The organism is Brachybacterium paraconglomeratum (genome assembly GCF_003994255.1).
In the GTDB taxonomy this organism is placed as follows: Bacteria; Actinomycetota; Actinomycetes; order Actinomycetales; family Dermabacteraceae; genus Brachybacterium; species Brachybacterium conglomeratum.
In genome coordinates this window covers 290,575-313,636 of the sequence record NZ_ML133854.1, presented here as the reverse complement: position 1 = coordinate 313,636, position 23,062 = coordinate 290,575, and the positions used below count along the sequence as shown (strand labels likewise).

At 73.3% G+C, this 23,062-nt stretch carries 23 protein-coding genes; 10 read left to right on the top strand and 13 right to left on the bottom strand.

Annotated features, from left to right (window positions below):
• Positions 1–4 precede the first annotated feature (4 nt).
• The 3 genes from DS079_RS08945 to DS079_RS08935 all read left to right on the top strand — a co-directional run bounded on the left by DS079_RS08945 (position 5) and on the right by DS079_RS08935 (position 4,336).
• Positions 5–1,600 (top strand): HNH endonuclease signature motif containing protein, encoded by a 1,596-nt coding sequence (locus tag DS079_RS08945; protein ID WP_126986668.1) that lies wholly within the window; start codon positions 5–7, stop codon positions 1,598–1,600.
• A gap of 148 nt (positions 1,601–1,748) precedes the next feature.
• Complete coding sequence (locus tag DS079_RS08940; protein ID WP_126986666.1) at positions 1,749–2,444, top strand: DUF3159 domain-containing protein; 696 nt, start codon at positions 1,749–1,751, stop codon at positions 2,442–2,444.
• Complete coding sequence (locus DS079_RS08935) at positions 2,444–4,336, top strand: S9 family peptidase (RefSeq protein ID WP_241237601.1); 1,893 nt, start codon at positions 2,444–2,446, stop codon at positions 4,334–4,336. Before DS079_RS08940 ends, DS079_RS08935 begins: the two co-directional genes overlap by 1 nt.
• 7 nt (positions 4,337–4,343) lie before the next feature.
• Here the strand turns inward: DS079_RS08935 and DS079_RS08930 are convergent, their stop codons facing one another.
• Positions 4,344–5,045, bottom strand: coding sequence for a MerR family transcriptional regulator (locus DS079_RS08930; RefSeq protein ID WP_126986664.1), 702 nt, complete (start codon positions 5,043–5,045; stop codon positions 4,344–4,346).
• 152 nt (positions 5,046–5,197) lie between these two features.
• Here DS079_RS08930 and DS079_RS17075 point away from each other — a divergent pair, with 152 nt between their 5' ends.
• Positions 5,198–5,359 carry a hypothetical protein gene (locus tag DS079_RS17075; RefSeq protein WP_164736168.1) on the top strand — a complete coding sequence of 54 codons (162 nt, stop codon included), beginning with the start codon at positions 5,198–5,200 and terminating at the stop codon, positions 5,357–5,359.
• An 11-nt stretch (positions 5,360–5,370) separates the two neighbouring features.
• Here the strand turns inward: DS079_RS17075 and DS079_RS08925 are convergent, their stop codons facing one another.
• The 5 genes from DS079_RS08925 to infC are packed head-to-tail and all read right to left on the bottom strand — an operon-like array spanning position 5,371 to position 9,614.
• On the bottom strand, positions 5,371–7,446 hold the full coding sequence (locus tag DS079_RS08925; protein WP_126986662.1) for a bifunctional copper resistance protein CopD/cytochrome c oxidase assembly protein: 2,076 nt from the start codon (positions 7,444–7,446) through the stop codon (positions 5,371–5,373).
• Entirely contained in the window at positions 7,443–8,363 is a 921-nt protein-coding gene (locus DS079_RS08920; protein ID WP_126986660.1) for a TrmH family RNA methyltransferase, read from the bottom strand. The genes DS079_RS08925 and DS079_RS08920 overlap by 4 nt, the downstream gene beginning before the upstream one ends.
• A 19-nt stretch (positions 8,364–8,382) precedes the next feature.
• Complete coding sequence (gene rplT, locus DS079_RS08915; RefSeq protein WP_115413366.1) at positions 8,383–8,763, bottom strand: 50S ribosomal protein L20; 381 nt, start codon at positions 8,761–8,763, stop codon at positions 8,383–8,385.
• Positions 8,764–8,821: 58 nt separating this feature from the next.
• The gene (gene rpmI / locus DS079_RS08910) at positions 8,822–9,016 is read right to left on the bottom strand and encodes a 50S ribosomal protein L35 (protein ID WP_010550143.1); all 195 of its coding nucleotides are present in this window, start codon (positions 9,014–9,016) and stop codon (positions 8,822–8,824) included.
• 25 nt (positions 9,017–9,041) lie between these two features.
• On the bottom strand, positions 9,042–9,614 hold the full coding sequence (gene infC, locus DS079_RS08905; protein ID WP_062947826.1) for a translation initiation factor IF-3: 573 nt from the start codon (positions 9,612–9,614) through the stop codon (positions 9,042–9,044).
• A gap of 344 nt (positions 9,615–9,958) precedes the next feature.
• Here infC and DS079_RS08900 point away from each other — a divergent pair, with 344 nt between their 5' ends.
• A complete protein-coding gene (locus DS079_RS08900) occupies positions 9,959–10,888 on the top strand; it encodes a DUF4352 domain-containing protein (protein WP_126986658.1) in 930 nt (309 codons plus the stop codon).
• Positions 10,889–11,052: 164 nt separating this feature from the next.
• Positions 11,053–11,385 (top strand): DUF1844 domain-containing protein, encoded by a 333-nt coding sequence (locus DS079_RS08895; protein ID WP_050815731.1) that lies wholly within the window; start codon positions 11,053–11,055, stop codon positions 11,383–11,385.
• A gap of 61 nt (positions 11,386–11,446) precedes the next feature.
• Here the strand turns inward: DS079_RS08895 and DS079_RS08890 are convergent, their stop codons facing one another.
• The 6 genes from DS079_RS08890 to DS079_RS08860 form a co-directional block, all read right to left on the bottom strand.
• A complete protein-coding gene (locus DS079_RS08890) occupies positions 11,447–12,304 on the bottom strand; it encodes an SseB family protein (RefSeq protein WP_164736167.1) in 858 nt (285 codons plus the stop codon).
• Positions 12,301–13,035, bottom strand: a complete 735-nt coding sequence (gene priA, locus DS079_RS08885) for a bifunctional 1-(5-phosphoribosyl)-5-((5-phosphoribosylamino)methylideneamino)imidazole-4-carboxamide isomerase/phosphoribosylanthranilate isomerase PriA (RefSeq protein ID WP_126986656.1) — start codon at positions 13,033–13,035, stop codon at positions 12,301–12,303. Before priA ends, DS079_RS08890 begins: the two co-directional genes overlap by 4 nt.
• Positions 13,036–13,105: 70 nt before the next feature.
• Complete coding sequence (locus DS079_RS08880; RefSeq protein ID WP_010550150.1) at positions 13,106–13,264, bottom strand: hypothetical protein; 159 nt, start codon at positions 13,262–13,264, stop codon at positions 13,106–13,108.
• Entirely contained in the window at positions 13,261–13,908 is a 648-nt protein-coding gene (gene hisH / locus DS079_RS08875; RefSeq protein ID WP_126986725.1) for an imidazole glycerol phosphate synthase subunit HisH, read from the bottom strand. Before hisH ends, DS079_RS08880 begins: the two co-directional genes overlap by 4 nt.
• A 685-nt stretch (positions 13,909–14,593) precedes the next feature.
• Entirely contained in the window at positions 14,594–15,211 is a 618-nt protein-coding gene (gene hisB, locus DS079_RS08865) for an imidazoleglycerol-phosphate dehydratase HisB (protein WP_062947818.1), read from the bottom strand.
• Entirely contained in the window at positions 15,208–16,341 is a 1,134-nt protein-coding gene (locus DS079_RS08860) for a histidinol-phosphate transaminase (RefSeq protein ID WP_164736166.1), read from the bottom strand. Before DS079_RS08860 ends, hisB begins: the two co-directional genes overlap by 4 nt.
• A gap of 172 nt (positions 16,342–16,513) precedes the next feature.
• On the opposite strand from DS079_RS08860, the gene DS079_RS08855 reads away from it, so the two are divergent.
• The gene (locus DS079_RS08855) at positions 16,514–16,960 is read left to right on the top strand and encodes a DUF3054 domain-containing protein (protein ID WP_126986652.1); all 447 of its coding nucleotides are present in this window, start codon (positions 16,514–16,516) and stop codon (positions 16,958–16,960) included.
• 2 nt (positions 16,961–16,962) lie between these two features.
• Here DS079_RS08855 and hisD read toward each other — a convergent pair whose 3' ends face one another.
• Positions 16,963–18,300: a histidinol dehydrogenase gene (gene hisD, locus DS079_RS08850; protein WP_126986650.1), complete on the bottom strand. Its 1,338-nt coding sequence runs from the start codon at positions 18,298–18,300 to the stop codon at positions 16,963–16,965.
• Positions 18,301–18,402: 102 nt separating this feature from the next.
• Here hisD and zupT point away from each other — a divergent pair, with 102 nt between their 5' ends.
• The 3 genes from zupT (at position 18,403) to DS079_RS08835 (ending at position 22,948) form a co-directional block, all read left to right on the top strand.
• The gene (gene zupT / locus DS079_RS08845; RefSeq protein WP_126986648.1) at positions 18,403–19,233 is read left to right on the top strand and encodes a zinc transporter ZupT; all 831 of its coding nucleotides are present in this window, start codon (positions 18,403–18,405) and stop codon (positions 19,231–19,233) included.
• 44 nt (positions 19,234–19,277) lie between these two features.
• On the top strand, positions 19,278–20,465 hold the full coding sequence (locus DS079_RS08840) for a hypothetical protein (RefSeq protein ID WP_126986646.1): 1,188 nt from the start codon (positions 19,278–19,280) through the stop codon (positions 20,463–20,465).
• 254 nt (positions 20,466–20,719) lie between these two features.
• Positions 20,720–22,948, top strand: a complete 2,229-nt coding sequence (locus DS079_RS08835; RefSeq protein ID WP_126986644.1) for an NADP-dependent isocitrate dehydrogenase — start codon at positions 20,720–20,722, stop codon at positions 22,946–22,948.
• Positions 22,949–23,062 lie beyond the last annotated feature (114 nt).

The following is a 23,062-nucleotide window of genomic DNA, read 5'->3' as shown; positions in this document are numbered from 1 at the left end:
GAGGATGGGCGAGTTCGAGGCCGACGCCGAACCGCTGCTGCTCGCACCGCCGAGCCCCGAGGCGGCCTCCGCCCTGTCCCGTGTCCGGGCCCGTCGGCGCCGACGCCGCCGTGCGACCCGCGAGCACATCTCGCGCATCGGCGAGCATCGAGCGCCGGAGACGGCCGAGCTGCTCGAGCAGCTGTGGGACGGCGGCGCCGAGGACTCGCGCCGGCTGGCCCGGAGGTTCCGCGCGATCGTCGGGGCGACCCACGACCCGCTCTCCCCCGAGGAGCTCCCCCGCGAGGCGCGCGCGATGGAGGAGCTGCACCTCTCCCTCGCCCTGCGGTGCACCCGCGCGCAGGCGCGCTCGGCCATCCGCGAGGCGCACCGCGTGGCCACGTTGCTCCCCCTGTGCTTCGCACGGCTCTCCCGCGGCGAGCTCCCCGCGCCGTGGTTCGAGAAGCTGCTGGAACGCACGGGGAGCCTCGAGGACGATGCCCTCCGGCGGCTCGACGTCGAGCTCTCCCGCACCGACCTCTCCGTCTCCCCCGAGGTCTTCTCGCGGATCCTCGGCCATCTCCTCGCCGCCGCGGTCGCGCGCAGCGAGGAGCCGGAGCACGCCCGACCCGAGAACCGCCGCCGGGTGGTCCTGGACCCGCCCCGGCCCGACGGCACCGGCTGCCTGCGCATCATCGGTCCGATCCCGGAGATCCTCGACCTGTCTCGACGCCTGGATCTCGCGGCTCATGCTGTCCGTGACGGTCAGCGCCGAGCCTTCGAGCAGGGCACCCCGCTGCCGGTCGATCCGGGAGGCGAGATCGAGGCCAGCTGCCTGATCCCCTCCCTCGCCCGCACCCGCTACAACGTGCTGATGAGCTCGGCCCTCGCCACGGGCGACGCCGCACCTCCTCCACCCCAGGTCCGCGTCAACGTGACGGTTCCGGTCATGACCCTCCTGGGGCAGTCGGACGCTCCCGGCATGCTCGACGGCACCATCCCGCTTCCCGCCCGGATGGCCCGCGAGCTCGCCGGGCACGAGAGCACCTGGTACCGGGTCCTCACGGATCCGACGTCAGGCCTCTTCCTCCCCGCCCCGGCGCAGCGCTACCGGCCCACCGCCGAGATGCGCGCGCACCTGCTGCTGCGCCATCCCACCTGCGCGGTGCCCGGCTGCGGCCGCCCCTCCTCGATGCTGTCCGAGACGGATCACCTCGAGGAGTACGACCACGGCGACCCGTCCGCCGGCGGCACGACCGACGCGGAGAACCTGCACGAGCTCTGCCGCGAGCACCACCGGCTGAAGACGCTGGGCCTGCTGGACCCGGTGCGCGACGACCTCGAGGGCACGACCTGGTGGGAGAGCCCCGGACTGATGATGGCCCGGCAGGAGGACGGCCGGGATCTCGCCACCGCCCAGGTCGTCGATGAGATGACCGCCGCCTGGGAGCAGCACGAGCACCTCCGACACCTGCGGGCCGAGGCGGCCGCGCGCCGACGATGGGTGCGGGAACAGGGCCTCTCCCCCGGCGACCTGGTCACCGGGCCGGATGGCGAGGACGACTGGTGGGTCGGGCACGACGGGGACCTGCATCCGCCCGGCGAACCGCCGCCGTACTGACCGATGCGGGGATTCGGCTCACCGTGAGTCAGCTCCCGGCGCATGTGGCGTGCATCACATTCTGGCTCCGAGGTCTGGAGTGTGCCGTTCCGGCACAGTGTGTGCTCCTTGTCGACAGCAGTCCTCGACTCCCCGACGGAGGCGCACGATGGATATCGACAAGGCAGAGAGCTCCACCGCGTCAGAGAGCACCACCACCGAGCAGATCATCGACCAGATGGGCGGAGCCTCGGGGCTCGTCCTCTCGACCGTGCCCGTCATCGCCCTGATAGTGGCGCACCTGTTCCTCCCGCTGATGCCCACGCTCGCCGTCGCGCTCGGCGCGGGAGCCGTGCTGTTCGTGATCCGCCTGGCCCGCGGCGAGAAGGTGCCCTCGGCGATCGGCAGCCTGCTCGGCGTGGCCGTGGCCGCCGCGCTCGTGATCTGGACCGGTTCGGTCCGGGACTTCTTCGTCATCGGCATCTGGGCCGCCCTGGCGATCTTCCTCCCCACCGCGATCTCCGTCATGGCGAGGCGCCCCCTGACCGGCATGATCTGGAACGCCGTGCACGGCGGTGAGCACGCCTGGCGGGAGGACCGACCCACCTACCGTGCGCACGTCATCGCCACCTCGGCCATCGCCGTCGCCCATCTCGCGAAGTTCGTCGTGCAGCAGTGGCTGTACGTCGCGGAGAGCATCACCGCTCTGGGCATCGCGGACACCCTCATGGGAGCTCCACTGACCATCGCGCTCGCCCTCGTCGTGGTGTGGGCGTTCCGCCGCAGCACCACGCGGATGCGCGCCGCCGAGGCACGTCATGCGGAGACCGCCACGGGCGACCTGATCGACGGAAGGAACCTCTGATGCCCACCACCTCGATGCCCACCGCTGCGACCCTCACCATCGAAGACCTCCTGCGGCCGCCGGAGCGTTCGGGAATCACGATCTCCCCGGACGGGACCCGGCTCGCCCACCTGGCCATGTGGCACGAGCGGCTCAACATCTGGGTCGAGGAGATCGACGCCGACGCCCCGGCTCACTGCGTCACCGCCGACGACTCCCGCTCCATCACCCGGTACCTCTGGGCCGACGACTCCCGCCGCCTGCTCTACCAGCAGGACAGCGACGGCGACGAGAACTGGCACGTCTTCCGCATCGACCTCGACCAGCCCGGCGCCCCCGCGGTGGACCTCACCCCCTACCCTGGTGCCACGGCCCAGGGCCTCGAGCTCCGACAGGCGCGCCCCGGCCACGCCACCGTGCAGCTGAACGCCGACAGCCCCACAGAGTTCGATCTCTACGACCTCGAGATCGCCACCGGCGCCCTCACCCGGCTCGCTCCCAGCCCCGGGGAGGGGAGCACCTGGATGCTCGTCGGCGACGAGCTCCTGCGCAGGAGCATGCGAGCGGACGGAACCTGGGAGCTCTGGCGGGGCGAGTCGCTCGTCGCCGCCTTCGACGGAGACGCCTACCCGATGGACGTCCACCCCTTCGAGGCCGCGCCGGACGAGTCGGCCATCTGGTTCGGCTCCTATCAGGGCACCGACCACCTGCATCCGGCCCGCCTCGACCTGGCCACCGGGGAGGAGACGATGATCCATCACCACCCCCACGCCGATCTGGACACCCGGTCCCTGGTCTTCCCGAACCTGCCATCCCCACTGATCCGCCACCGGCGCACCGGTGAGCTGCTGGGGTTGCGCTATCGCGGGATACGGATGCACACCGTCTCCCTCGACCCGCACTTCGCGGAGGTCCTCGAGGCGGTGGCGGCGCTGTGCGACGGAGACATCGGCGGGATCACCAGCGACGTCGACGAACAGCGGTGGGTGGTGTCGTTCGTGCACGACCGCGATCCGCAGACCTGGCTCTACGACCACCGGACCGGCCGCAGCCGGCTCCTGGCGCGGAGCCTGGAGCACCTGGACGTCGACCAGCTCGCCCCCGTCGAGAGCATCGAGATCACGGCCCGCGACGGTCTGCGACTGCCCGCCTATCTCACGCTCCCCGCCCACGTGCAGCCGCAGGACCTGCCCCTGGTCCTGATGCCCCACGGCGGACCCTGGGCACGGGACTGGTGGAGGTTCGACTCCATCGTCCAGCTCTGGGCGAATCGTGGGTACGCCGTGCTGCAGCCCCAGTTCCGCGGCTCCGCCGGCTTCGGACGCAGGCACATGGAGGCAGGCGTGGGCGAGTTCGCCGGACGTATGCACGAGGATCTCCTCAACGCCGTCGACTGGGCGGTCGACCAGGGCTTCGCGGACCCTGCGCGGGTCGGCGTGTTCGGCGGCTCCTACGGCGGCTATGCCGCGCTCGTGGGCCTCGCGTTCACCCCGGAGCGGTTCGCGGCGGCGGTGGAGTACGTGGGGGTCTCCGACCTCGTCGACTACCTGCGCTCCCTGCCCGAGTACGCGCGAGCAGGCCTCGTGAACAACTGGTACCGCTACGCAGGCGACCCGTCGGACCCCGAGCAGGCCGCCGACCTGAGGGCCCGCTCGCCGATCACCCGGATCGCGGACATCCGCTCACCGCTGATGGTGGTGCAGGGCGCCAACGATGTGCGGGTGAGACGGGCGAACTCCGACCGGATCGTCGCCGGGCTGCGGGAGCAGGGGAACGAGGTGGAGTACCTGGTCTTCGACGACGAGGGGCACTTCATCCTCAACCCGGAGAACGTGCTGGCGCTGTACCGCGCGGCGGACGAGTTCTTCGCGCGACACCTGGCGAAGGTGCCCGCCGCCGCCCAGGACGCTTGAGCGTCCCTCATTCGGCGGACAGCAGCTCGTGGCACCTGACCAGCACTCGCAGCTGGGCGGGTGAGTACAGCTCGGCGAGGGCCTCGCCGATGCTCCGCGTCCCCAGGGAGCGCGAGGTGCCCTCGCCGAAACCGGGATCGTCCAGCTCGGGGGCGGCGGCGAGGCCATCACGGACCGCGTCCGCCATCCGTGCCGCGACGTCCTCGCGCATCTCGGCCGACGCCTCCTCCGGCAGGTTCTCGAAGTCGGCCAGGACCTGGGAGTCGGGGATGGACTCTCCCACGCGCTGCCACGCCTGGAGCGAATCCTCGTCGAGCACGCGGGAGAGGACGGTGAGGAAGTCTCCGTCCGTGCTGCCGGTCGTCCCGCTGGACATCTCCCACGCGCCGGGCACCTCGAGGAGCTGGGTGATCTCGCCCCTGACCTTGACCAGCCGGTCGATCTCCGCGGTGGTCTCCGAGGCCAGGGCCTCCAGGACCTCCCGGTAGCTGTCGGTGGAGGGATCCAGGGTGGGGATCTCCGCGAGCGGCACGCCCAGGTCGACCAGCCGCCTGATGTGCATCAGCTGGATCAGGTGCCGGACCCCGTAGTGCTTGTACCCGTTCGACGAGCGGGGCGGCTCGGGCAGCAGGCCCTCGTCGTGGTAGTGCCGCACCGCGCGCAGCGACGTCCCTGCGAGCTCGGCGAGCTCCCGTGTGCTCCACGCCATCGGTCGACTCTTCCCGTCGCTCAGTTCCCCACTCACGCCGCCCCGGGGATGCCACCACGCTAGAGGACGCACCGGGTTGATCGTGCCACCATGGCGTCATGCGCGCACCCATGCCTTCTGCACCCTGGAAGAGAGCCGTCATCCGCGGAGTCATGACCGCTGTGCTGGCGCTCGCCCTCAGGGCCGTGCTGGACGGCGGGGTGACGGGGCCGGCGATTACGTTCGCGGTGCTATTCGGTCTTGTCTTTGCGCTCGTCACAGCAGCATTCGAACGAGCAGACCGCTCACCAGCCGGCCGCCCGGACGGCGAGTAGGCTCGAGCGATTCAGCCGTCCCGGCGCTCACCGGCGCCGTCCGGCGCGCTGTCCGCCGGGCTGTCCGCACCTGCGGCGGGCGCGGGTGCGCCGCCTCCCCCGCGCAGGCTCTCGAGATAGGCGTTGTACGCGGCGAGCTCGGCGCCGCCGTCCCGCTCGGCCTTGCGGTCGTACTGCCGGGCCCGTCGGTCCTCGGACTTCATCCACAGCACCGCCACGATGATCGCGTACCCGACCGTCGGCACCTCGGAGATCGCCCACATGATCGAGGCGCCCCGCTCCTGGATCAGCATCAGCCGGTCGGGGCCGTACATCCCCAGCTCCGAGTACCAGCCCTCCGCGACCAGCCAGGTCGCCGAGTACAGCGCGATCCCGAAGAAGGCGTGGAACGCGAGGGTCACCAGCAGCGTGATCAGCTTCAGCACCGGATTGATCGGCTTGGTGGAGGGGTCGATGCCGATCAGCACCCAGGCGAAGAGATAGCCCGAGGCGAGGAAGTGCACCGTCATCAGCACATGGCCGAGATGGTTGTACATCGCCAGCTCGAACAGCGGGGTGAAGTAGAAGATCACCAGCGAGCCGGCGAAGATCAGCCCGGCCACCGGCGGGGAGGAGATCAGCCGCGAGTAGCCCGAGTGCAGAGCGGCCAGCACCCACTCGCGCACCCCGCGGGACCCGTCGGTGCGGGGCGAAGTGGCGCGGGACAGCATCGTCACCGGCGCGCCGAGCACCCACAGCGGCGGCACGATCATCATCATCGCCATGTGCTGGACCATGTGGGCGTCGAAGCGGAACTTCCCCCAGGCCGCCGCGCCGCCGGAGATCACCCAGGCGAAGGCGAGGCAGCCGGCGAGGAAGGCGAGGGTGCGATGCCACGGCCAGTCGTCGCCGCGCCGTGCCAGGCGCACCGCCCCGGTCAGATACAGCCCCGCCATCACCACGGCGAGGGCGATCGCGATCCAGTCCGGCTGGACGACGGTGAACATCGTCGTGGGCGAGAACTCCTGCTCGGGCGGGAGGAAGCCCGCCAGCGAGAGCACCTTCAGGTCGCCGCTGGCGGGGACCGACTGCGGCACGGGCGGGGCGGAGCGGCCCAGCGCGATCGACGCCCCGATCACGGCGGCCATCAGCACGCCCTCGGTGAGGGCGAGGTGGCGGAAGCGGAGCCGCTCGCCGAGCCGTGCGCGCTGGAGGGCGCCGAGCACGGCGAGGACGACGAGACCGAGCGCCTTGGCGAGCACGACCCGGCCGTAACCGGTCGTGACCAGATCCCCCCAGCCCGACAGACGGATCCCGGCGCTGATCAGGCCGCTGAGCGCCAGCGAGACCACCGCGGCCAGGGCCCAGGGCGAGTAGCGGCGGACCACGACGCCGAGCACCTCGTCGTCCATCCGCCCGGCGAGCAGCGCGATGGCCAGGAGCCCGCCCGCCCAGACGGTGACGGCGACGAGGTGCAGCGCCATGGCGTTGACGGCGTTGATGTGGTCCAGGCTCGCCCCGGCATGCCCCACCAGCCCCAGCGACAGCGTGCCGAGGCCTGCGAAGGCGAGCCCCCAGCAGGCCAGCACGGTGGATCGGGCGAGGGCGTAGGCGAGGGTCGCGAGGGCGGCGAGCACGGCGACGAGCATCTGCAGTCGGCCGAGCGCCCCGCCCATCGCGACGTCCCAGACGTTCAGCGCGGTGCCGGCACCGGTCGCCTCGAGCCCGCCGAGCGGGATCTGGGCGAGCGCGGCGAGGGTCCACAGCAGCGCTCCGGCGGCGGCGAGGCGCACGGCGCGGCGGCGCAGCGGGTCCAGCACCGTCACCTCGCGGCGCGAGGGGCCGGGCAGCAGGAGCACGGCGGTCGCGCCCGCGCCGACGGCGAGGAGGAGGCCGAGGTGGTGCAGCGCGCGCACGACGGGCAGCCCGAAGGTCACCAGCGGCGAGGCGGGCACGAGGGTCGCCGGGGACAGCGCCCCGGTGGCGAGCATGCCGAGCCCCGCGGCGAGCAGGGCCAGCAGGAGCAGGAGGGGGACCGCGGCGGCGCCGAGGGCGCGGCCGGGGCCGCGGCGGCGCGCGGGGGCGGTCTCCGCGACGGGCGCGCTCATGCCCCGGCCCGCCGTCGGCGGAGGGTCTCGAAGAGGCAGACGGTCGCGGCGGTGTGCACGTTCAGCGACTCCGCGTGGCCGGCCAGCGGGATCCGCACGGTCAGCGGAGCGGCGGCGAGGGTCTCCTCGTCCAGCCCGTGCGCCTCGTTGCCGAGGATCCACGCGATCCGGTCCGGCAGGTCGACGTCGAACAGCTCGGAGTCCGCGTAGCCGCTGGTCGCGGCGGCGGTGATGTCACGGGCGGCGAGTGCCTCGAGCAGGGACCCGCTCTCGGCGCCGGTGAGGACGGGGAGGTGGAAGAGACCGCCGACGCTCGCCCGCACGGCCTTCGGCGAGTACGGGTCGGCGCTGGTGCGGGTCAGCAGCACGAGATCGGCGCCGGCGGCGTCCGCGGTGCGGATCAGGGTGCCGACGTTCCCGGGATCGCGGACCTCGTGGAGCACGACCACGGTGAGCGGCCCGTCATCGGGCAGCGCCTCCAGCGCGGCGGTCGCGGCGTCAGGGTCCTCGGGGGGCAGGGCGCCGACGGCGATGACCCCCTGCGGGGAGACGAGCGCCCCCGGGGAGCCCGTGCCGACGGAGCCGGCAGGACCGGACCCGCCGTCGGCGGTCGCGTCGGCCGGGCCGCTCTCGCGCACCATGGCGCGCAGGATCTGCTCGTCGACGAGACGGGCCGGGACGCCCGCCTCGCGGGCGAGGCGCTCGAGCTCGGGGTGCGCGTCGGCGGCGCGCTCGGTGAGGTGCACCTCGAGGGCGAGCTCGGGACGGTGCGCGAGGAGGGAGCGCACGGCCTGCGGCCCCTCGACGCGGAAGCGTCCCTGCTTGCGACGCGCAGAGCGCCCGGTCAGCGCCGCCACCTTCCGCACCCGCTCGGAGCGGGGGGAGGTGATCGGGGACTGATCCGGGCGCTCGGTCATCGCTGGACGGGCAGCGATGTCAGGCCGCGGGGGCGTTGACGTCCTTGGGGAGGGCGTTCTTGGCGACCTCGACCAGGGCGGCGAAAGCCGGCGCGTCGTTGACGGCGAGTTCGGCGAGCATGCGACGGTCCACCTCGACACCCGCGAGGCCGAGGCCCTGGATGAAGCGGTTGTAGGTCAGGCCGTTGGCGCGGGACGCCGCGTTGATGCGCTGGATCCAGAGCTGACGGAAGTCGCCCTTGCGCTTCTTGCGGTCGCGGAAGTTGTAGGTCTGCGAGTGCAGCACCTGCTCCTTCGCCTTGCGGTACAGGCGCGAGCGCTGGCCGCGGTAGCCGCTGGCCTGCTCGAGGATCTCCCGACGCTTCTTCTGGGCGTTGACCGCCCGCTTCACGCGTGCCACGTGATACTCCTTCGATCGTAAGTTCAGGGTCGCGGGAGCCGTGCTCCCGCGTGGGCGATCAGCGGCCCAGCAGCTTCTTCATGCGCTTGGCATCGGCCTTCGACACATCGGTGTCGGAGCCCAGACGGCGCTTGCGGGTGGAGGACTTGTGCTCCAGGAGGTGGCGAGCGTTCGCCTTCTCCCGCATGAGCTTGCCCGAGCCGGTGACGCGGACGCGCTTCTTGGTACCCGAGTGGGTCTTGTTCTTCGGCATTGGCCTGTTTCTCCTTGTGACGTTCTCAGGACTCGGCGCCGGCCTCGGCCTCGGGCGCGGACTCGTCGTCCTTGCCGCGGGCCGCTGCCTTCTCGGCGTCGGTCTTGCGCTTGCGGGCCTCGGCCATGGCCTGGGCCTTCTTCTTGTGAGGCCCGAAGACCATCACCATGTTGCGGCCGTCCTGCCGCGGGTGGGACTCGACGAAGCCGTACTCCGAGACGTCCTCCGCCATGCGCTGCAGGAGCTTGACGCCCCGCTCGGGACGGGACTGCTCACGACCGCGGAAGCGGATGATGACCTTCACCTTGTCGCCGCCGTCGAGGAACTTCTCGACGTTGCGACGCTTGGTCTCGTAGTCGTGCGTGTCGATCTTCAGGCCCATCCGGATTTCCTTCTGGACCGTGTTCGCCTGGTTCTTCCGAGCCTCGCGGGCCTTCAGGTTGGCTTCGTACTTGTACTTGCCATAATCCATGAGCCGCGCGACGGGCGGGTTCGCACCCGGTGCGACCTCGACCAGGTCGAGGTCTGCTTCCTGGGCGAGACGCAGGGCGTCCTCGACACGGACCTCACCGACCTGCTCGCCGTTGGGACCGACCAGGAGGACCTTGGGGACCCTGATCTGACCGTTGATGCGCTGTTCGCTGATGTTGGCTCCTCACCTTGTTTCGAGTCGGAAGACGACGAAGGCCCCCGCAATCATGCGGAGGCCCCAAGGTGCGAGCGCTGCGACGGCGGTCGGGCGCGACGGCCCGCTCGCCGGACGATGACGCCCGACTGCGATACTGACCCAGCGGCTGGACGCCACGAGGTGGGAAGGGACTCCACTTGAGGAACGTATGACGAGGGTTTCGACCTGTTCCAGTCGTCTATCCTACCAGGAGTACGACGGACGTCCAGGTGATGTGCGTCGCGCCGCCAGGCCGCGATCAGCGAGGAGTACAGGTGCACACCGACCGCGAGGCGTCCGAGCAGGACGGCCGGCCAGCGCTCCCCACCGACCCCGCCCCTGCGGAGCCGGCCGGCACCCCGGAGCTCCCCGCCCCGCAGGGCCCCGTGGACGCCTCCCACGAGTACGGCTACGGGAACGACGAGGAGCTCCCGGCCCCGGGCGGCGTCGAGCCCGCCGAGCCCACCCAGCAGACCGAGGGCCCGGACGACCTCTCCGAGACCGAGCGCCGCTCGGTCACCGGCGTCCAGGGCGTCACCGCACCCCGAGCGATGCTGCGCCCGGTGCCCGAGGGGTTCCCGACCCCTCCCCCGCGCCCGGCCGTCCCGAACCGTCGGCCCGCGAAGGTGCAGGACCCCGACGAGGCGAAGGGCTCGCGCCGCGGGCTGCTCATCGGCGCGATCGTCCTCGTCGCCGCGCTGGTCCTCGCCGTCGCGGTCGGCGGGGGCATCCTCGCCTTCCGCGCCCTGGGCTCCGACGACCCGGGCGACTCCGATCCGGCGGCGCCCGCCGGGACCGCCGCCCCGCAGGACGGGGCCTCCGGCGGCAGCGCGACGATCGGCGAGATCGAGATGACCACGGTGAGCACCGAGGCGGGCGTGCGCAGCGTCGGCAGCCGGAGCAACCCGGTCGAGCCGGAGGGCGAGTTCGTCATCGCCACCGTCGAGATCGACAACCAGGGAGACCGGGCGGCGCCGCTCACCCCGGAGTCGATCTCGCTGGAGTCCGCCGACGGCGCCACCCACCCGCTCGACCTCGATGCGAGCCGCGTGCACATCGCCGACAGCAAGAGGCCCACCCAGATCCCGGGCGGCGGCAGCGGCACCGTCCACCTGGTCTTCGACGTGCCGATCGGCACCGAGCCCTCCGCGATCCTCGTCGACTTCGGCGAGGACATGGCCGGATCCCTGCCCCTGGCCGGCTGAGCCACTCCCTCCGCCCGCCGCGGACCACCACCCCCGCACCGCGTCCGACCCGGACGCGGACCGAGAACGAAGGACCCCCAGTGACCGAGCACTCCCACGACAGCACCCCGCACGCGCACGACGCCGCGCACAGCCACGACGCCCCGCACAGCCACGACGAGGGGATCGGCGCCGACGAGCTGCGCGACATCGCCGAGGTCTCCTCGGTAGAGATCATCACCTCCGCCTGCGTGCACCTGATGAGCGCCGCGGCGGTGAAGGTGGGCCTCGCCGAGGACGAGGAGACCGGGCAGTACCAGGACCTCGCCGAGGCGCGGAAGCTGATCACCGCCCTCGCGGGCCTGGTCACCGCCGCCGCCCCCGAGATCGGCAACGAGCACGCCCGCTCGCTGCGAGACGGTCTGCGCTCGCTGCAGCTCGCCTTCGCGGAGGCCCTGCCCTTCCCCGACGAGCCGGGCAAGGCGCCGGGCGAGAAGTACACCGGCCGGGTCTCCTGACGAGGTCGGGCCGCGGCGTCGCGGGCCGGGCTACGGCTACGGCTACGGCTACAGCTACGGCTCAGGAGCCGAGCACGAGCCGCATCGAGCTGATCCGCTCGGCGACGAGCTGCGATCCCCCGAGCCCCTGCGTCACCAGCTGGACCACCGCGGAGACCTGCTCCGCGGTCAGCCCCGGGCGCAGCCGCAGGTGGAGGTCCACCTCGGCGCGCTCGCCGGCGCGGGCCGCGAGGCCCAGCACAGCGGGCGAGGCGGAGGTCCCGACCCGCTCGAGCTCCGCGGCGAGCTCGCCGTCCTCATGCGGCGGGATCCACTCTCGTCCCTGCGCGAGCGCCCACAGCACCGAGCGCGGCAGCAGCACGGGGCCGCCCTCGGCCTCCGGCGTCGCGGCGTCCAGCAGCAGCGCGGTGCAGCCCTCCTGGACCGCGGCCTGCGCCGCCTGCGGCGCGACCACGGGCACGGGCCGGGCATCCCCGCGCCAGGCGGAGAGCTGGTCGACGGAGGTGAACAGCGGCAGCACCGTCGTCCCGTCGGGCGCGGTGATCGATACCATCGCCATGTCGGCGCCGTTGTCCCCGGTGAGGCCGTGGGCGGTGGTGCCCGTCTCGGTCGCGACCGCCATGATCGGCACCAGCACGCGGGAGGTCGTCAGCGCGGCGACGAGCGCGCGCCGGTGCGGGTCCCGGCCCGCCCGGTGCGCCTGCAGCGCCTCGGCGAGGTGCGCCGGGGTCGCGCCGTCGTCGCCGGGGAACGGGCTGACGGTGTAGTCGCGGCCCTCCCAGGAGACGCCCGCGGTGTCGGTCAGCGGGGACTTCTCGCGGAAGTGGGCGGGCAGGGCCCGACGGGCCCGTGCGCCGGGGTCGGCGTCCGGGCCCGTCGGGCGCTGGTCCTCGTTTCGCGAGGTGTTCTCGGAGGTCACGGGCGTCCCGCGACGTCGAGCGCCTCGCCCATCGTGAAGGCCTGCGCGTACAGGGCCTTGCCCACGATGGCGCCCTCGACCCCGACGGGGACCAGCTCGCGCAGCGCGCGCAGGTCGTCGAGGGAGGAGATGCCGCCGGAGGCGACGACCTTCGCGTCGGTGCGCTCGCAGACCTCGGCGAGCAGGTCCACGTTCGGGCCCTGGAGCGTGCCGTCCTTGGTGACGTCCGTGACGACGTAGCGCTGGCAGCCGGCGGCGTCGAGTCGCTCGAGGGTCTCCCACAGGTCGCCGCCCTCGCGGGTCCAGCCGCGCGCGGCGAGGGTGGTGCCGCGCACGTCGAGGCCGACGGCGATGCGGTCGCCGTGCTCGGCGATGATGTCGGCGGTCCACTCGGGGTTCTCGAGGGCGGCGGTGCCGAGGTTCACGCGGCGGCAGCCGGTGGCGAGCGCCGCGGCGAGGGACTCGTCGTCGCGGATCCCGCCGGAGAGCTCGACGTTCATGTCCACGGCGGCGACGACCTCGGCGAGGAGGGAGGCGTTGGAGCCGCGGCCGAAGGCGGCGTCGAGGTCGACCAGGTGCAGCCAGCTCGCGCCGCCCTCCTGGAAGGCGAGCGCGGCGTCGAGCGGCGCGCCGTAGCCGGTCTCGGTGCCGGCCTCGCCCTGGACGAGGCGGACGGCCTGGCCTCCCTGCACGTCGACGGCGGGGAGCAGCTCGAGCACGGGAGCGGTCATGGGGGTTCTCCTGGGACTGAGGGGGTGGTGCCCGGTCGGGCACGGGGACGGACGGGGTGGGGAGGCGGGCTCAGCCGCTCTGGATGCGCCAGAAGGAGATGCCCAGGCACACGAGGCCGAGCACGGCCAGTCCCGCGATCGCCCACCAGGGCTTCTTCGAGCGGTAGAAGGACCAGGCGCCGCCGAGGAGCATCCCGCCGGCGAAGAGCATCAGGAACGCGAGGATCATGCGTCCTGCTCCCGGTCGCGGCGCGGCAGGGTGCCCAGCCAGTTCGCGAGCAGGCGGGCGCCGGCCGCGCCGGACTTCTCGGGGTGGAACTGGGTGGCGCTGAGCGACCCGTTCTCGACGGCGGCGACGAAGCGGTCCTGCTCGTGCTGGGCCCAGGTCACCTGCGGCGCCTTGAGCGGGCCGGTGTCCTCCAGCTCCCAGCTGCGGGCGGCGTAGGAGTGGACGAAGTAGAAGCGCTCCTGCTCGATCCCGGCGAACAGCGCGCTGCCGGGCGCGGGCTCGACGGTGTTCCAGCCCATGTGGGGCACGACCTCGGCCTGGAGGTGGGTGACCTCGCCCGGCCACTGGCCGAGCCCGCGGGTGCGCTCGCCGTGCTCGGTGCCGGCCTGGAACATCGCCTGCAGGCCCACGCAGATGCCGAGCACCGGCAGGCCGCCGGACAGGCGGCGCTCGATGATGCGGTCGCCGCCGACGGCGAGGATCTGCGCGAGGGTCGCGGAGTAGGCGCCGACGCCGGGGACGACGAGCCCGTCGGCCGCGAGGGCGCGCTCGCGGTCCGCGGTGAGCTCGACCTCGGCGCCCGCGGCCTCGAGGGCGCGGACGACGGAGCGGACGTTGCCGGAGCCGTGGTCGAGGACGGCCACGCGCGGGGCGGGACCTGGCGCTCCGGCGGTGGCCGGTGCGTCCGCGGGGCCCGCGGCGGCCGACGACCCGGGCTCGGTCGTGCCCACGGGCGCTTCCTCCCGCCGGAGGAGATCCACTCCAGCGCCTCGGCCCGGGTGAGCGAGGCGGGGTCGAGGCCCTCGCCGAGCTCGTCGAGCGAGGTCGTGCCCAGCAGCAGCTCCTCGACGAGGTCGTCGACGGCGCCGAGCACGATCGCGGGCGAGATGTCCTCGCCGCGCTCGCCGTTCTTGTACCGGGTCGCGGTCATGCGGTCGCCGCGGCGCCAGAAGACCACGATCCCGTTGCGCTGCAGGGCGGTGGAGGTGATCGCGGCGAGGTCGTGCGCCGCCGCCTCGGACAGCGGGCCGACGGCGACCGCGCCGGTGGCGGTGTCGAAGGTGCGGGAGTCGGTGGGGATGTCGATCCCGTCGGTGCGCGCCTCGCGGCCCAGCCGGATCACGCCGGCGAGCGCCTTCGCGGTCGCGACGGAGGTGGCGACCACGGCGATCGTGGGGACCTCGTCCTCCTCGGGCGCGGCGGAGGCGTCGGACAGGACGTCCTCGACGGTCAGCGGCGCGTCGTCGAGGGAGAGCCCCTCGGTGAGGCGGGCGAACTCGGCGTCGATGTCCTCGGGCTCGGGCCCGCGGCCGGTGGTGTCGTCGGTGCTCACAGCGCTCCCTTGGTGGACGGCACCCCGAGGACCCGGTCGTCGGGGGCGCAGGCGGCGCGCAGCGCCCTGGCGAGCGCCTTGAACTGCGCCTCGACGATGTGGTGCGGGTCGCGGCCCTCGATCACCCGGATGTGCAGGCAGATCGCGGCGTGGTGGGCGAGGGACTCGAAGACGTGACGGGTCAGGGAGCCGGTGAAGTGCCCGCCGATGAGGTGGGTGGCCTGGGCCTCGCTCTCCCCGGAGTGGACGCAGTAGGGGCGGCCGGAGAGGTCCACGACGGCCTGGGCGAGCGCCTCGTCCAGCGGGACCAGCGCGTCGCCGAAGCGGGTGATGCCGTGCTTGTCGCCGAGCGCCTCGCGCAGCGCCTGGCCGAGCACGATCGCGGTGTCCTCGACGGTGTGGTGGGCGTCGATGTGGGTATCGCCCGTCGCCCGCACGGTGAGATCGAAGCGGGCGTGGGTGCCCAGGGCCGTGAGCATGTGGTCGAAGAAGGGCACGGAGGTGGAGATGTCCACCTGGCCGGTGCCGTCGATGTCGAGGCTGACCTCGACGGAGGACTCGCGGGTGGTGCGGGAGAGGGTCGCGGTGCGCGACGGGCGGGCGGTCTCGGTCATCGGGGGTCGGCCTCCTCGAGGGCGGTGCGGAATGCGGTGTTGTCCTCGGGGGTGCCCACGCTGACGCGCAGCCAGCCGGCCGGCCCGACGGCGCGGATCAGCACGTCGCGCTCCAGGAGGGCCTGGAACACGTCGTCGCGGTCTCGGAAGGCGCGGAAGAGGACGAAGTTGGCGTCGGACGGGGCGACCTCGTGGCCGCGACCGGCGAGATGGGCGGCGAGCGCGTCGCGCTCGGTGCGCAGCAGCGCGACCTTCCCCAGCAGCTCCTCGCGGTGGGCGAGGGCGGTGCGGGCCACCGCCCGGGTGACGGCGGAGAGGTGGTAGGGCAGGCGCACCACGCGCACGGTGTCGACGATCGCGGGATCGGCGACGAGATAGCCGAGGCGGGCGCCGGCGAGCGCGAAGGCCTTGGACATGGTGCGGGCCACGACGAGGTTCGGGTGCTCGGCCAGGAGTGTGAGGGCGCTGGGCACCCCGTCGCGGCGGAACTCGCCGTAGGCCTCGTCGACCACGAGCAACCCGCGGGCGGGCTCGAGCGCGCGGGCGGCGGCGCGGGCGACGTCGAGGTCGAGCGCCGTGCCGGTGGGGTTGTTCGGCGAGGTGAGCACCACGATCGAGGGTCGGTGCTCGGCGATCGCGGCGGTGACCGTCTCGGCGGTGAGCGCGAAGTCGGGAGCGGGGCCCCGCTCGGCGGTGACCCAGGCGGTGTAGGTGTCGCGCGCGTACTCGGGGTACATCGAGTAGTGCGGCGTGAAGCCGAGCGCCGTGCGGCCGGGGCCGCCGTAGGCGAGCATCAGCTGGTGCATGACCTCGTTGGAGCCGTTCGCGGCCCAGACCGCCTCGGCCGGCGGGGCGGGCACGCCGGACTCCTCGGCGAGGTACTCCCCCAGCTCGCGGCGCAGGTCCAGCGCCTCCCGGTCCGGGTAGCGGTTCAGGCCCGCCGCGGCCTGCGCGGCGGCGGCACCGATCGCGGCGGTGAGCTCCTCCGAGGGGCCGTAGGGGTTCTCGTTCACGTTCAGCGCATGCGCGACCGGGAGCTGCGGCGCGCCGTAGGGGGCGGCGCCGGCGATGCCGTCACGGGGGACGGGCAGGACCGAGGGCTCACGGGTCGGGACGGGCGAGGCGGACATGGCACTCATCGTAGTTGGCGTCGCGGGGGCAGGTCCCCCCGGTCCGCGTCGCGGCCCCGGGGCCGGCGCCGACGTGACGTGGCTCATCGTCATCTCGTCCTGCATCCCCGCGTCGGTCCTCCCGGGCCCTTCCCTGGGGGAGCTCCCCGGCGCGTCCCAGTACCCTGGCGGGATGTTCCGTTCCCTGGGTGCCCTCGTCGGCGACCTGCTGGTCGTCATCCTCTTCGTCGCCATCGGCTTCGTGCAGCACGGCACGCCCCTGACCACCGAGAACATCTTCCTGGTGGGATGGCCCTTCGCCGTCGGCGCGCTGCTGGGCCATCTCGCGATCCGCGCCTGGCGCGCCCCGTTCCGGATCTGGCCCCACGGACTCTTCGTGTGGGCGATCACCCTCGCGACCGGGATGGCGGTCCGCACCCTGTTCGGGGCGGGCACCGAGGTGTCCTTCCTCATCGTCACCGCGATCGTGCTGGCGGTCGGGATGCTGGGCTGGCGCGCGATCGCGCTGTGGCTCACCCGGGGCGAGCGTGCCGCGGAGCGCCGCGCCGCCGTCGAGGAGACCCCGATGGGCGCCGACGAGACGGCGACAGACGCCGACCGCACGGCCGACGCCGGCTGAGCTCAGCCCTCGAAGCGCACGTCGATCGCGGTGCCGTGGGCGGGCAGCCCCTCGGCACGGGCGAGCGTGGTCGCCGCCTCGCGCGCGCCGGCGAGCGCCTCGCGGTCGTAGCGGACCACGTGGATGCCGCGCAGGAAGGTCTGCACCCCGAGCCCGCCGGTGAAGCGGGAGGTGCCGCCCGTGGGCAGCACGTGGTTGGAGCCCGCGGCGTAGTCGCCGAGGCTGACCGGGCTGTGGGGGCCGACGAAGACGGCACCGGCGTTGGTGACGCGTGCGGCGACCTCGTCGGCCTCGGCCGTCTGGATCTCGAGGTGCTCGGCGCCGTAGGCGTCCACGACCGCGAGGCCCTGGACGAGGTCCGCGACGAGCACGGCGCCGCTCTGCGGTCCGCGCAGCGCTTCCTCGATCCGTTCGCGGTGGAGAGCGGCGGGGACCTGCACGGCGAGCGCCGCCTCGACAGATTCGGCCAGCGCCTCGGACGGCGTGACCAGCACGCTCGCGGCCATCGGGTCGTGCTCCGCCTGGGAGATGAGGTCCGCGGCGACAAAGGCGGGATCGGCGGTGTCGTCGGCGAGGATCGCGATCTCGGTGGGGCCGGCCTCGGCGTCGATGCCGACCTTCCCTCGCACGAGGCGCTTGGCGGCGGCGACGTAGACGTTGCCGGGTCCGGTGACGAGGTCCACGCCCTCGAGCCCGTCGCCGTCGCCGAGGTCCTCCGCGCCGTGGGCGAGCAGCGCGATCGCCTGGGCGCCGCCGGCGGCGAGCACCTCGGTGACCCCGAGCAGCGCGCAGGCGGCGAGGATCGTGGGGTGGGGCAGACCACCGAACTCCTTCTGCGGCGGGGAGGCGAGCACGATCTGCTCGACGCCGGCGGCCTGGGCGGGCACCACGTTCATCACCACGGAGCTGGGCAGCACGGCGCGGCCGCCCGGCACGTAGAGGCCGACGCGGTGCACCGGGACCCAGCGCTGGGTGACGGTGCCTCCGGGCACCACCTCGACGGTCTCGGCGGGACGGACCTGGGCGGCGTCGACCGCGCGCACCCGGGCGATCGACTCCTCGAGCGCGGAGCGGATCTGCGGGTCGAGCTCCGCGAGGGCGCGCTCGAGCTCCACGGCGGGGACCCGCAGGTGCGCGGGACGGATCCCGTCGAAGCGCTCGGAGGCCTCGAGCACCGCCTCGGCGCCGCGGGCGGCGACGTCCTCGACCACGGGGCGCACGGCCTCGGCGGCCGCGGCGACGTCGAGCTCCGCGCGCGGCAGGGCGGCGGTGAGCTGGGCGGCGCTCAGGCTGCGGGCGCGCAGGTCGGTGACGGTGAGGAAGGCGTCGGCGGGGGACATGGGGTCAGTCTAGGAGCGGTCACCCGGCGTCGGCCGTGGTGCCCACCACCGGATGGGCCGAGGGTCCCCGCCGAGGCGCGGACCGCCCAGTAGGGTGCACGGGTGCTCGTCGCCTTCCTCCTCACCCTCGTCGCCGGCGGCGCCACCTCGATCGGCGCCGCTCTCGGCGTGCTCGGCCGCGGGACCGGGCCGAGGTTCCTCGCCGGCGGGCTGGGCCTGTCGGCCGGCGTCATGCTCTACGTCTCCTTCGTCGAGCTGCTGCCCGAGGGTGCCCGGGTGCTCTCCGGCGGCGCGGCCCCGACCGGGCGCGGCACGGCGCTGGCGACCCTGTCCTTCTTCCTCGGGATCGCGCTGATCGCAGTGCTGGACCGACTCGTCCCCCGCGCCGTCAGCCCCCACGAGTTCGCCGGCCGCATGGACAGCAGCCACGGACGGGCCGAGGTGCGCGAGCCCGAACAGCAGCTCGAGGACCGGGCGCTGCGCGCCCGCCTGCTGCGCACCGGCGCGATCACCGCCGCGGCCCTGGCCCTGCACAACGTTCCCGAGGGCTTCGCGACCTTCGTCGCCGCGCTGCAGGCCCCCGAGGTCGCGATCCCCGTGGTCGCCGCGATCGCCCTGCACAACATCCCCGAGGGCCTCGCCGTCGCCGTGCCCGTGCGCCGCGCGACCGGCTCGCGCAGCAAGGCGTTCTGGCTGGCGACGATGACGGGACTCGCCGAGCCCGTCGGCGCCGTGATCGGGTACCTGCTGCTCGCCCCCGTGCTCACCGGCGACGCGATGGGCGCCATCCTGGCCGGCGTGGCCGGGGTGATGGTGTTCGTGTCCCTGGACGAGCTGCTGCCCGCCGCGGAGGAGACCGGGGAGCACCACACGGTCATCTACTCGCTCATCGCCGGCATGGCCGTCATGGCGGTGACCCTGCTGGTGCTGTGACGCTCCGGTAGGTTCTGTGCGCGGACCACGAGGAGGGGGACACGATGACGACGAGGACAGCCAGGCGGCTCGCGCGCCCGGGACGGATCGTCGCCGCCGCCGCAGGGGCGCTCGCGCTCGCCGCCTCCCTCGTCGCCTGCGATGCGCTGCCGGGACCGCTCGGCGGCGAGGACCCCTCGAGGCCGGCGGCGACCGCGGCCCCGATGGCCCCCGAGCAGGTGGCCGGCGCCGAGACCGTCCCGGTGGATCCCGCCTGGCTGTGCGAGCCCGGCACGGCGGAGGACCCCCTGCCCTCCCGCGACGCGGGGACGCTGACCCCCACGAGCGTGCAGGCGGAGGGCAACGAGGTGATGATCACCGGCGACCTCGCCCTCGAGCCGGGCGCCGCCTACGGCGGGCTCGCCCCCGAGGCCGTGATCGTGCCCGCGCACCCCGCGGACCGCGCCGCGCCGGCCGAGGGGTACGGGGACGCGCTCGGCGTCGACGGCGCCCCGGCGCCGCCGATGGTCGTGCGGGCCCGGGTCGAGACGACCGCCGAGGGCCCCGCCCCCTCCACCGTCACCGCCCGGCTCGTGCTCGGCACCTGCGACGACGCCCCTCTGCCCGATGGGCAGTACCTGCTGCGCCTGTCCGGCGCGGGCCCGGAGGGCTCCGGCCGCGCCGCGGAGCGCAGCGGCTGGGAGGCGAGCTCCGACGTGCTGCTGGACGTGGTCGACGGCCGCCTGCGGGCCGTTCCCGGCGCGGTGACGGCGGAGGACGGCGAGACCCCTGCGGACCTCTCCTCCCTCGGGTGCGGCCGCGAGCTCGCCCCCGTCGGCGACGGTGCCGGGCTGAGCGTCACCGCCGCCGACCCCTCCCCCGCGGTTCATGCCGAGGCGGCCGAGGACGAAGCAGCGGCAGGTGCGACCGCGCAGGTCACCGCCGCCTCCGAGGACCACGGCACCCTGCCCCTGATGACCGGGATCGTGGTGACCCGTCCCGGGGACGGCGTCATCGTCGCCGGGGCCAGGAACGCCGGCAGCATCCCGCTGCAGTGGATGGACGGCGAGGGAGTGAGCACCGCGGAGACCGCCTGGACCACGCACGGGACCTGCCACGGCGCCCTCTCCCCCGGCGACTACCGAGCCCACGCCTTCGCCGTCACCGTCGACGCCGGGGGCGCCACCCACGTCGTGCTCTCCGACCCCTGGGACCTCGAGGTGCTCGAGGGCGCCGAGCCAGAGGACGGCTGAGCGCCTCGGCGCTTCGCCGCCGCAGCGCCCTCGCCGCCGTGGCTCCTCGCCGCCTCGTCGGCCGTTCCGTCGTCCCGTCGGCCGCCCCCGTCGATCCACCGGCCGTCCGGGACTGCGCCCCGGACCCCTCTCACGTACCGTGGGGGGCGTCCGGATCGACGGCCGGCCCGCGCCCGCCGTCGAAGAATTCTTGACGTCAAGATAGTCTAGGCCCGAGACCCATGACGCATCGACCCGAGGGAGCCCCGCGACACATGGCGCGCATCATCTACACCCACACCGACGAGGCACCGATGCTGGCGACCGCCTCGTTCCTGCCGATCCTCGACGCCTTCTCCGACACCGCCGGGATCGAGGTCACCACCCGTGACATCTCCCTGGCCGGACGCATCGTCGCGGCGTTCTCGGACCTCCTGCCCGAGGAGCAGCGGGAGGCCGACGCGCTCGCCGAGCTGGGCGAGCTCGCGAAGACGCCCGAGGCGAACATCATCAAGCTGCCCAACATCTCCGCCTCCGTGCCGCAGCTGAAGGCCGCGATCGCCGAGCTGCAGGGCCAGGGCATCGCCCTGCCCGAGTACCCCGACAACCCCGAGACCGACGAGGAGAAGGACGCCCGCGCCCGCTACGACTCGGTCAAGGGCTCGGCCGTCAACCCCGTCCTGCGCGAGGGCAACTCCGACCGCCGCGCCCCCGCCGCGGTGAAGAACTTCGCCAAGAAGCACCCCCACCGCATGGGCGAGTGGAGCAAGGACTCCAGGACCTCGGTCGCGACGATGGACGCGGACGACTTCCGCTCCAACGAGCAGTCCGTGGTGATGGACGCCGAGGACACCCTCTCGATCGTGCACGTCGCCGCCGACGGCACCGAGACCGTGCTCAAGCCGTCCGTGCCGGTGCTGGCCGGCGAGGTCGTCGACTCCACCGTCATGCGGGTCGCGGCGCTGGAGACCTTCCTGCGCGAGCAGATCGCCGCGGCGAAGGAGCAGGGCGTGCTCTTCTCCCTGCACCTCAAGGCCACGATGATGAAGGTCTCCGACCCGATCCTCTTCGGCCACGCGGTCCGCGCCTTCTTCCCCACCCTGTTCACCCAGTACGGCGACGTGCTCGCCGAGGCGGGCCTGTCCCCGAACAACGGGCTCGGCGGCCTGCTCGCCGGGATCGACGAGCTCGACGAGTCGGTGCGCGAGGGCGCCCGCGCCGCGATCGACCAGGACCTCGCCGCCGGTCCCGACCTCGCGATGGTGAACTCCCACAAGGGCATCACCAATCTCCACGTCCCCTCCGACGTCATCATCGATGCCTCCATGCCGGCGATGATCCGCACCTCGGGCCACATGTGGAACAAGGACGACGCCGAGCAGGACACCCTCGCGGTGATCCCGGACTCCTCCTACGCCGGCGTCTACTCCGCGACCATCGAGGACTGCCAGACCAACGGCGCCTTCGACCCCACCACCATGGGCACCGTCCCCAACGTCGGGCTCATGGCGCAGAAGGCCGAGGAGTACGGCTCCCACGACAAGACCTTCGAGATCGGCTCCGACGGGCGCGTCGAGGTGCGCGACTCCTCCGGCGCGGCGCTGATGACCCACGAGGTCGCCGCCGGCGACGTGTTCCGCGCATGCCAGGCCAAGGACGCGCCGATCCGCGACTGGGTGCAGCTCGCCGTGCGCCGCTCGCGCCAGTCCGGGATGCCGGCCGTGTTCTGGCTGGACGAGACCCGCGCCCACGATCGCAACCTCATCGCCAAGGTCGAGAAGTACCTGGCCGAGGAGGACACCGAGGGCCTGGACCTCCGGATCCTCTCCCCCGTCGAGGCGACGAAGCACACCCTGGCCCGCGTCCGTGCCGGCGAGGACACCATCTCCGTCACCGGCAACGTGCTGCGCGACTACCTCACCGACCTCTTCCCGATCATGGAGCTCGGCACGAGCGCCAAGATGCTCTCGGTGGTGCCGCTGATGAACGGCGGCGGCCTGTTCGAGACCGGTGCCGGCGGCTCCGCGCCCAAGCACGTCCAGCAGCTCATCGAGGAGGACTACCTGCGCTGGGACTCCCTGGGCGAGTTCCTGGCGCTGGCCGAGTCGCTGCGCCACCTCTCCCGCACCGCGGACAACGCCCGCGCCGCCGTGCTGGCCGACGCGCTGGACCGCGCGACCGAGACCCTGCTGAACGAGGGGAAGTCCCCGCAGCGCAAGCTCGGCTCGATCGACAACCGCGGCAGCCACTTCTACCTCGCGATGTACTGGGCGCAGGAGCTGGCGAAGCAGACCGAGGACGCGGAGCTCGCCACCGCCTTCGGCCCTATCGCGAAGGAGCTCACCGACGGCGAGCAGACCATCGCCGCGGAGCTGCTCGCGGTGCAGGGCGAGCCCGCGGACATCGGCGGCTACTACCGGCCCGACCCGGAGAAGACCGCCGCGGTGATGCGCCCGTCGGCGACCTTCAACCGCATCCTCGAGGAGATCTCCGCGGCGCTGTGACCGCGGCGCGCTCCTGACAGGGGCCGGGCCGGTCATCCTTCGATGACCCGCCCGGTCCCTTCTCCGTGCGCTCGCCCCGAACGGCACGGAGCCGCGGCGCTCCGTACCCTGGTC

Coding starts and splice junctions, on each gene's coding strand:
- DS079_RS08860 (WP_164736166.1), bottom strand. CDS start 16,341: ATGTCCGCCTCGCCCGTCCCGACCCGTGAGCCCTCGGTCCTGCCCGTC.
- hisB (WP_062947818.1), bottom strand. CDS start 15,211: ATGACCGAGACCGCCCGCCCGTCGCGCACCGCGACCCTCTCCCGCACC.
- DS079_RS08945 (WP_126986668.1), top strand. CDS start 5: ATGGGCGAGTTCGAGGCCGACGCCGAACCGCTGCTGCTCGCACCGCCG.
- hisD (WP_126986650.1), bottom strand. CDS start 18,300: ATGTCCCCCGCCGACGCCTTCCTCACCGTCACCGACCTGCGCGCCCGC.
- DS079_RS08940 (WP_126986666.1), top strand. CDS start 1,749: ATGGATATCGACAAGGCAGAGAGCTCCACCGCGTCAGAGAGCACCACC.
- DS079_RS08935 (WP_241237601.1), top strand. CDS start 2,444: ATGCCCACCACCTCGATGCCCACCGCTGCGACCCTCACCATCGAAGAC.
- DS079_RS08835 (WP_126986644.1), top strand. CDS start 20,720: ATGGCGCGCATCATCTACACCCACACCGACGAGGCACCGATGCTGGCG.
- DS079_RS17075 (WP_164736168.1), top strand. CDS start 5,198: ATGACCGCTGTGCTGGCGCTCGCCCTCAGGGCCGTGCTGGACGGCGGG.
- DS079_RS08930 (WP_126986664.1), bottom strand. CDS start 5,045: ATGGCGTGGAGCACACGGGAGCTCGCCGAGCTCGCAGGGACGTCGCTG.
- priA (WP_126986656.1), bottom strand. CDS start 13,035: ATGACCGCTCCCGTGCTCGAGCTGCTCCCCGCCGTCGACGTGCAGGGA.
- rpmI (WP_010550143.1), bottom strand. CDS start 9,016: ATGCCGAAGAACAAGACCCACTCGGGTACCAAGAAGCGCGTCCGCGTC.
- DS079_RS08855 (WP_126986652.1), top strand. CDS start 16,514: ATGTTCCGTTCCCTGGGTGCCCTCGTCGGCGACCTGCTGGTCGTCATC.
- DS079_RS08925 (WP_126986662.1), bottom strand. CDS start 7,446: ATGAGCGCGCCCGTCGCGGAGACCGCCCCCGCGCGCCGCCGCGGCCCC.
- DS079_RS08880 (WP_010550150.1), bottom strand. CDS start 13,264: ATGATCCTCGCGTTCCTGATGCTCTTCGCCGGCGGGATGCTCCTCGGC.
- DS079_RS08920 (WP_126986660.1), bottom strand. CDS start 8,363: ATGACCGAGCGCCCGGATCAGTCCCCGATCACCTCCCCCCGCTCCGAG.
- DS079_RS08840 (WP_126986646.1), top strand. CDS start 19,278: ATGACGACGAGGACAGCCAGGCGGCTCGCGCGCCCGGGACGGATCGTC.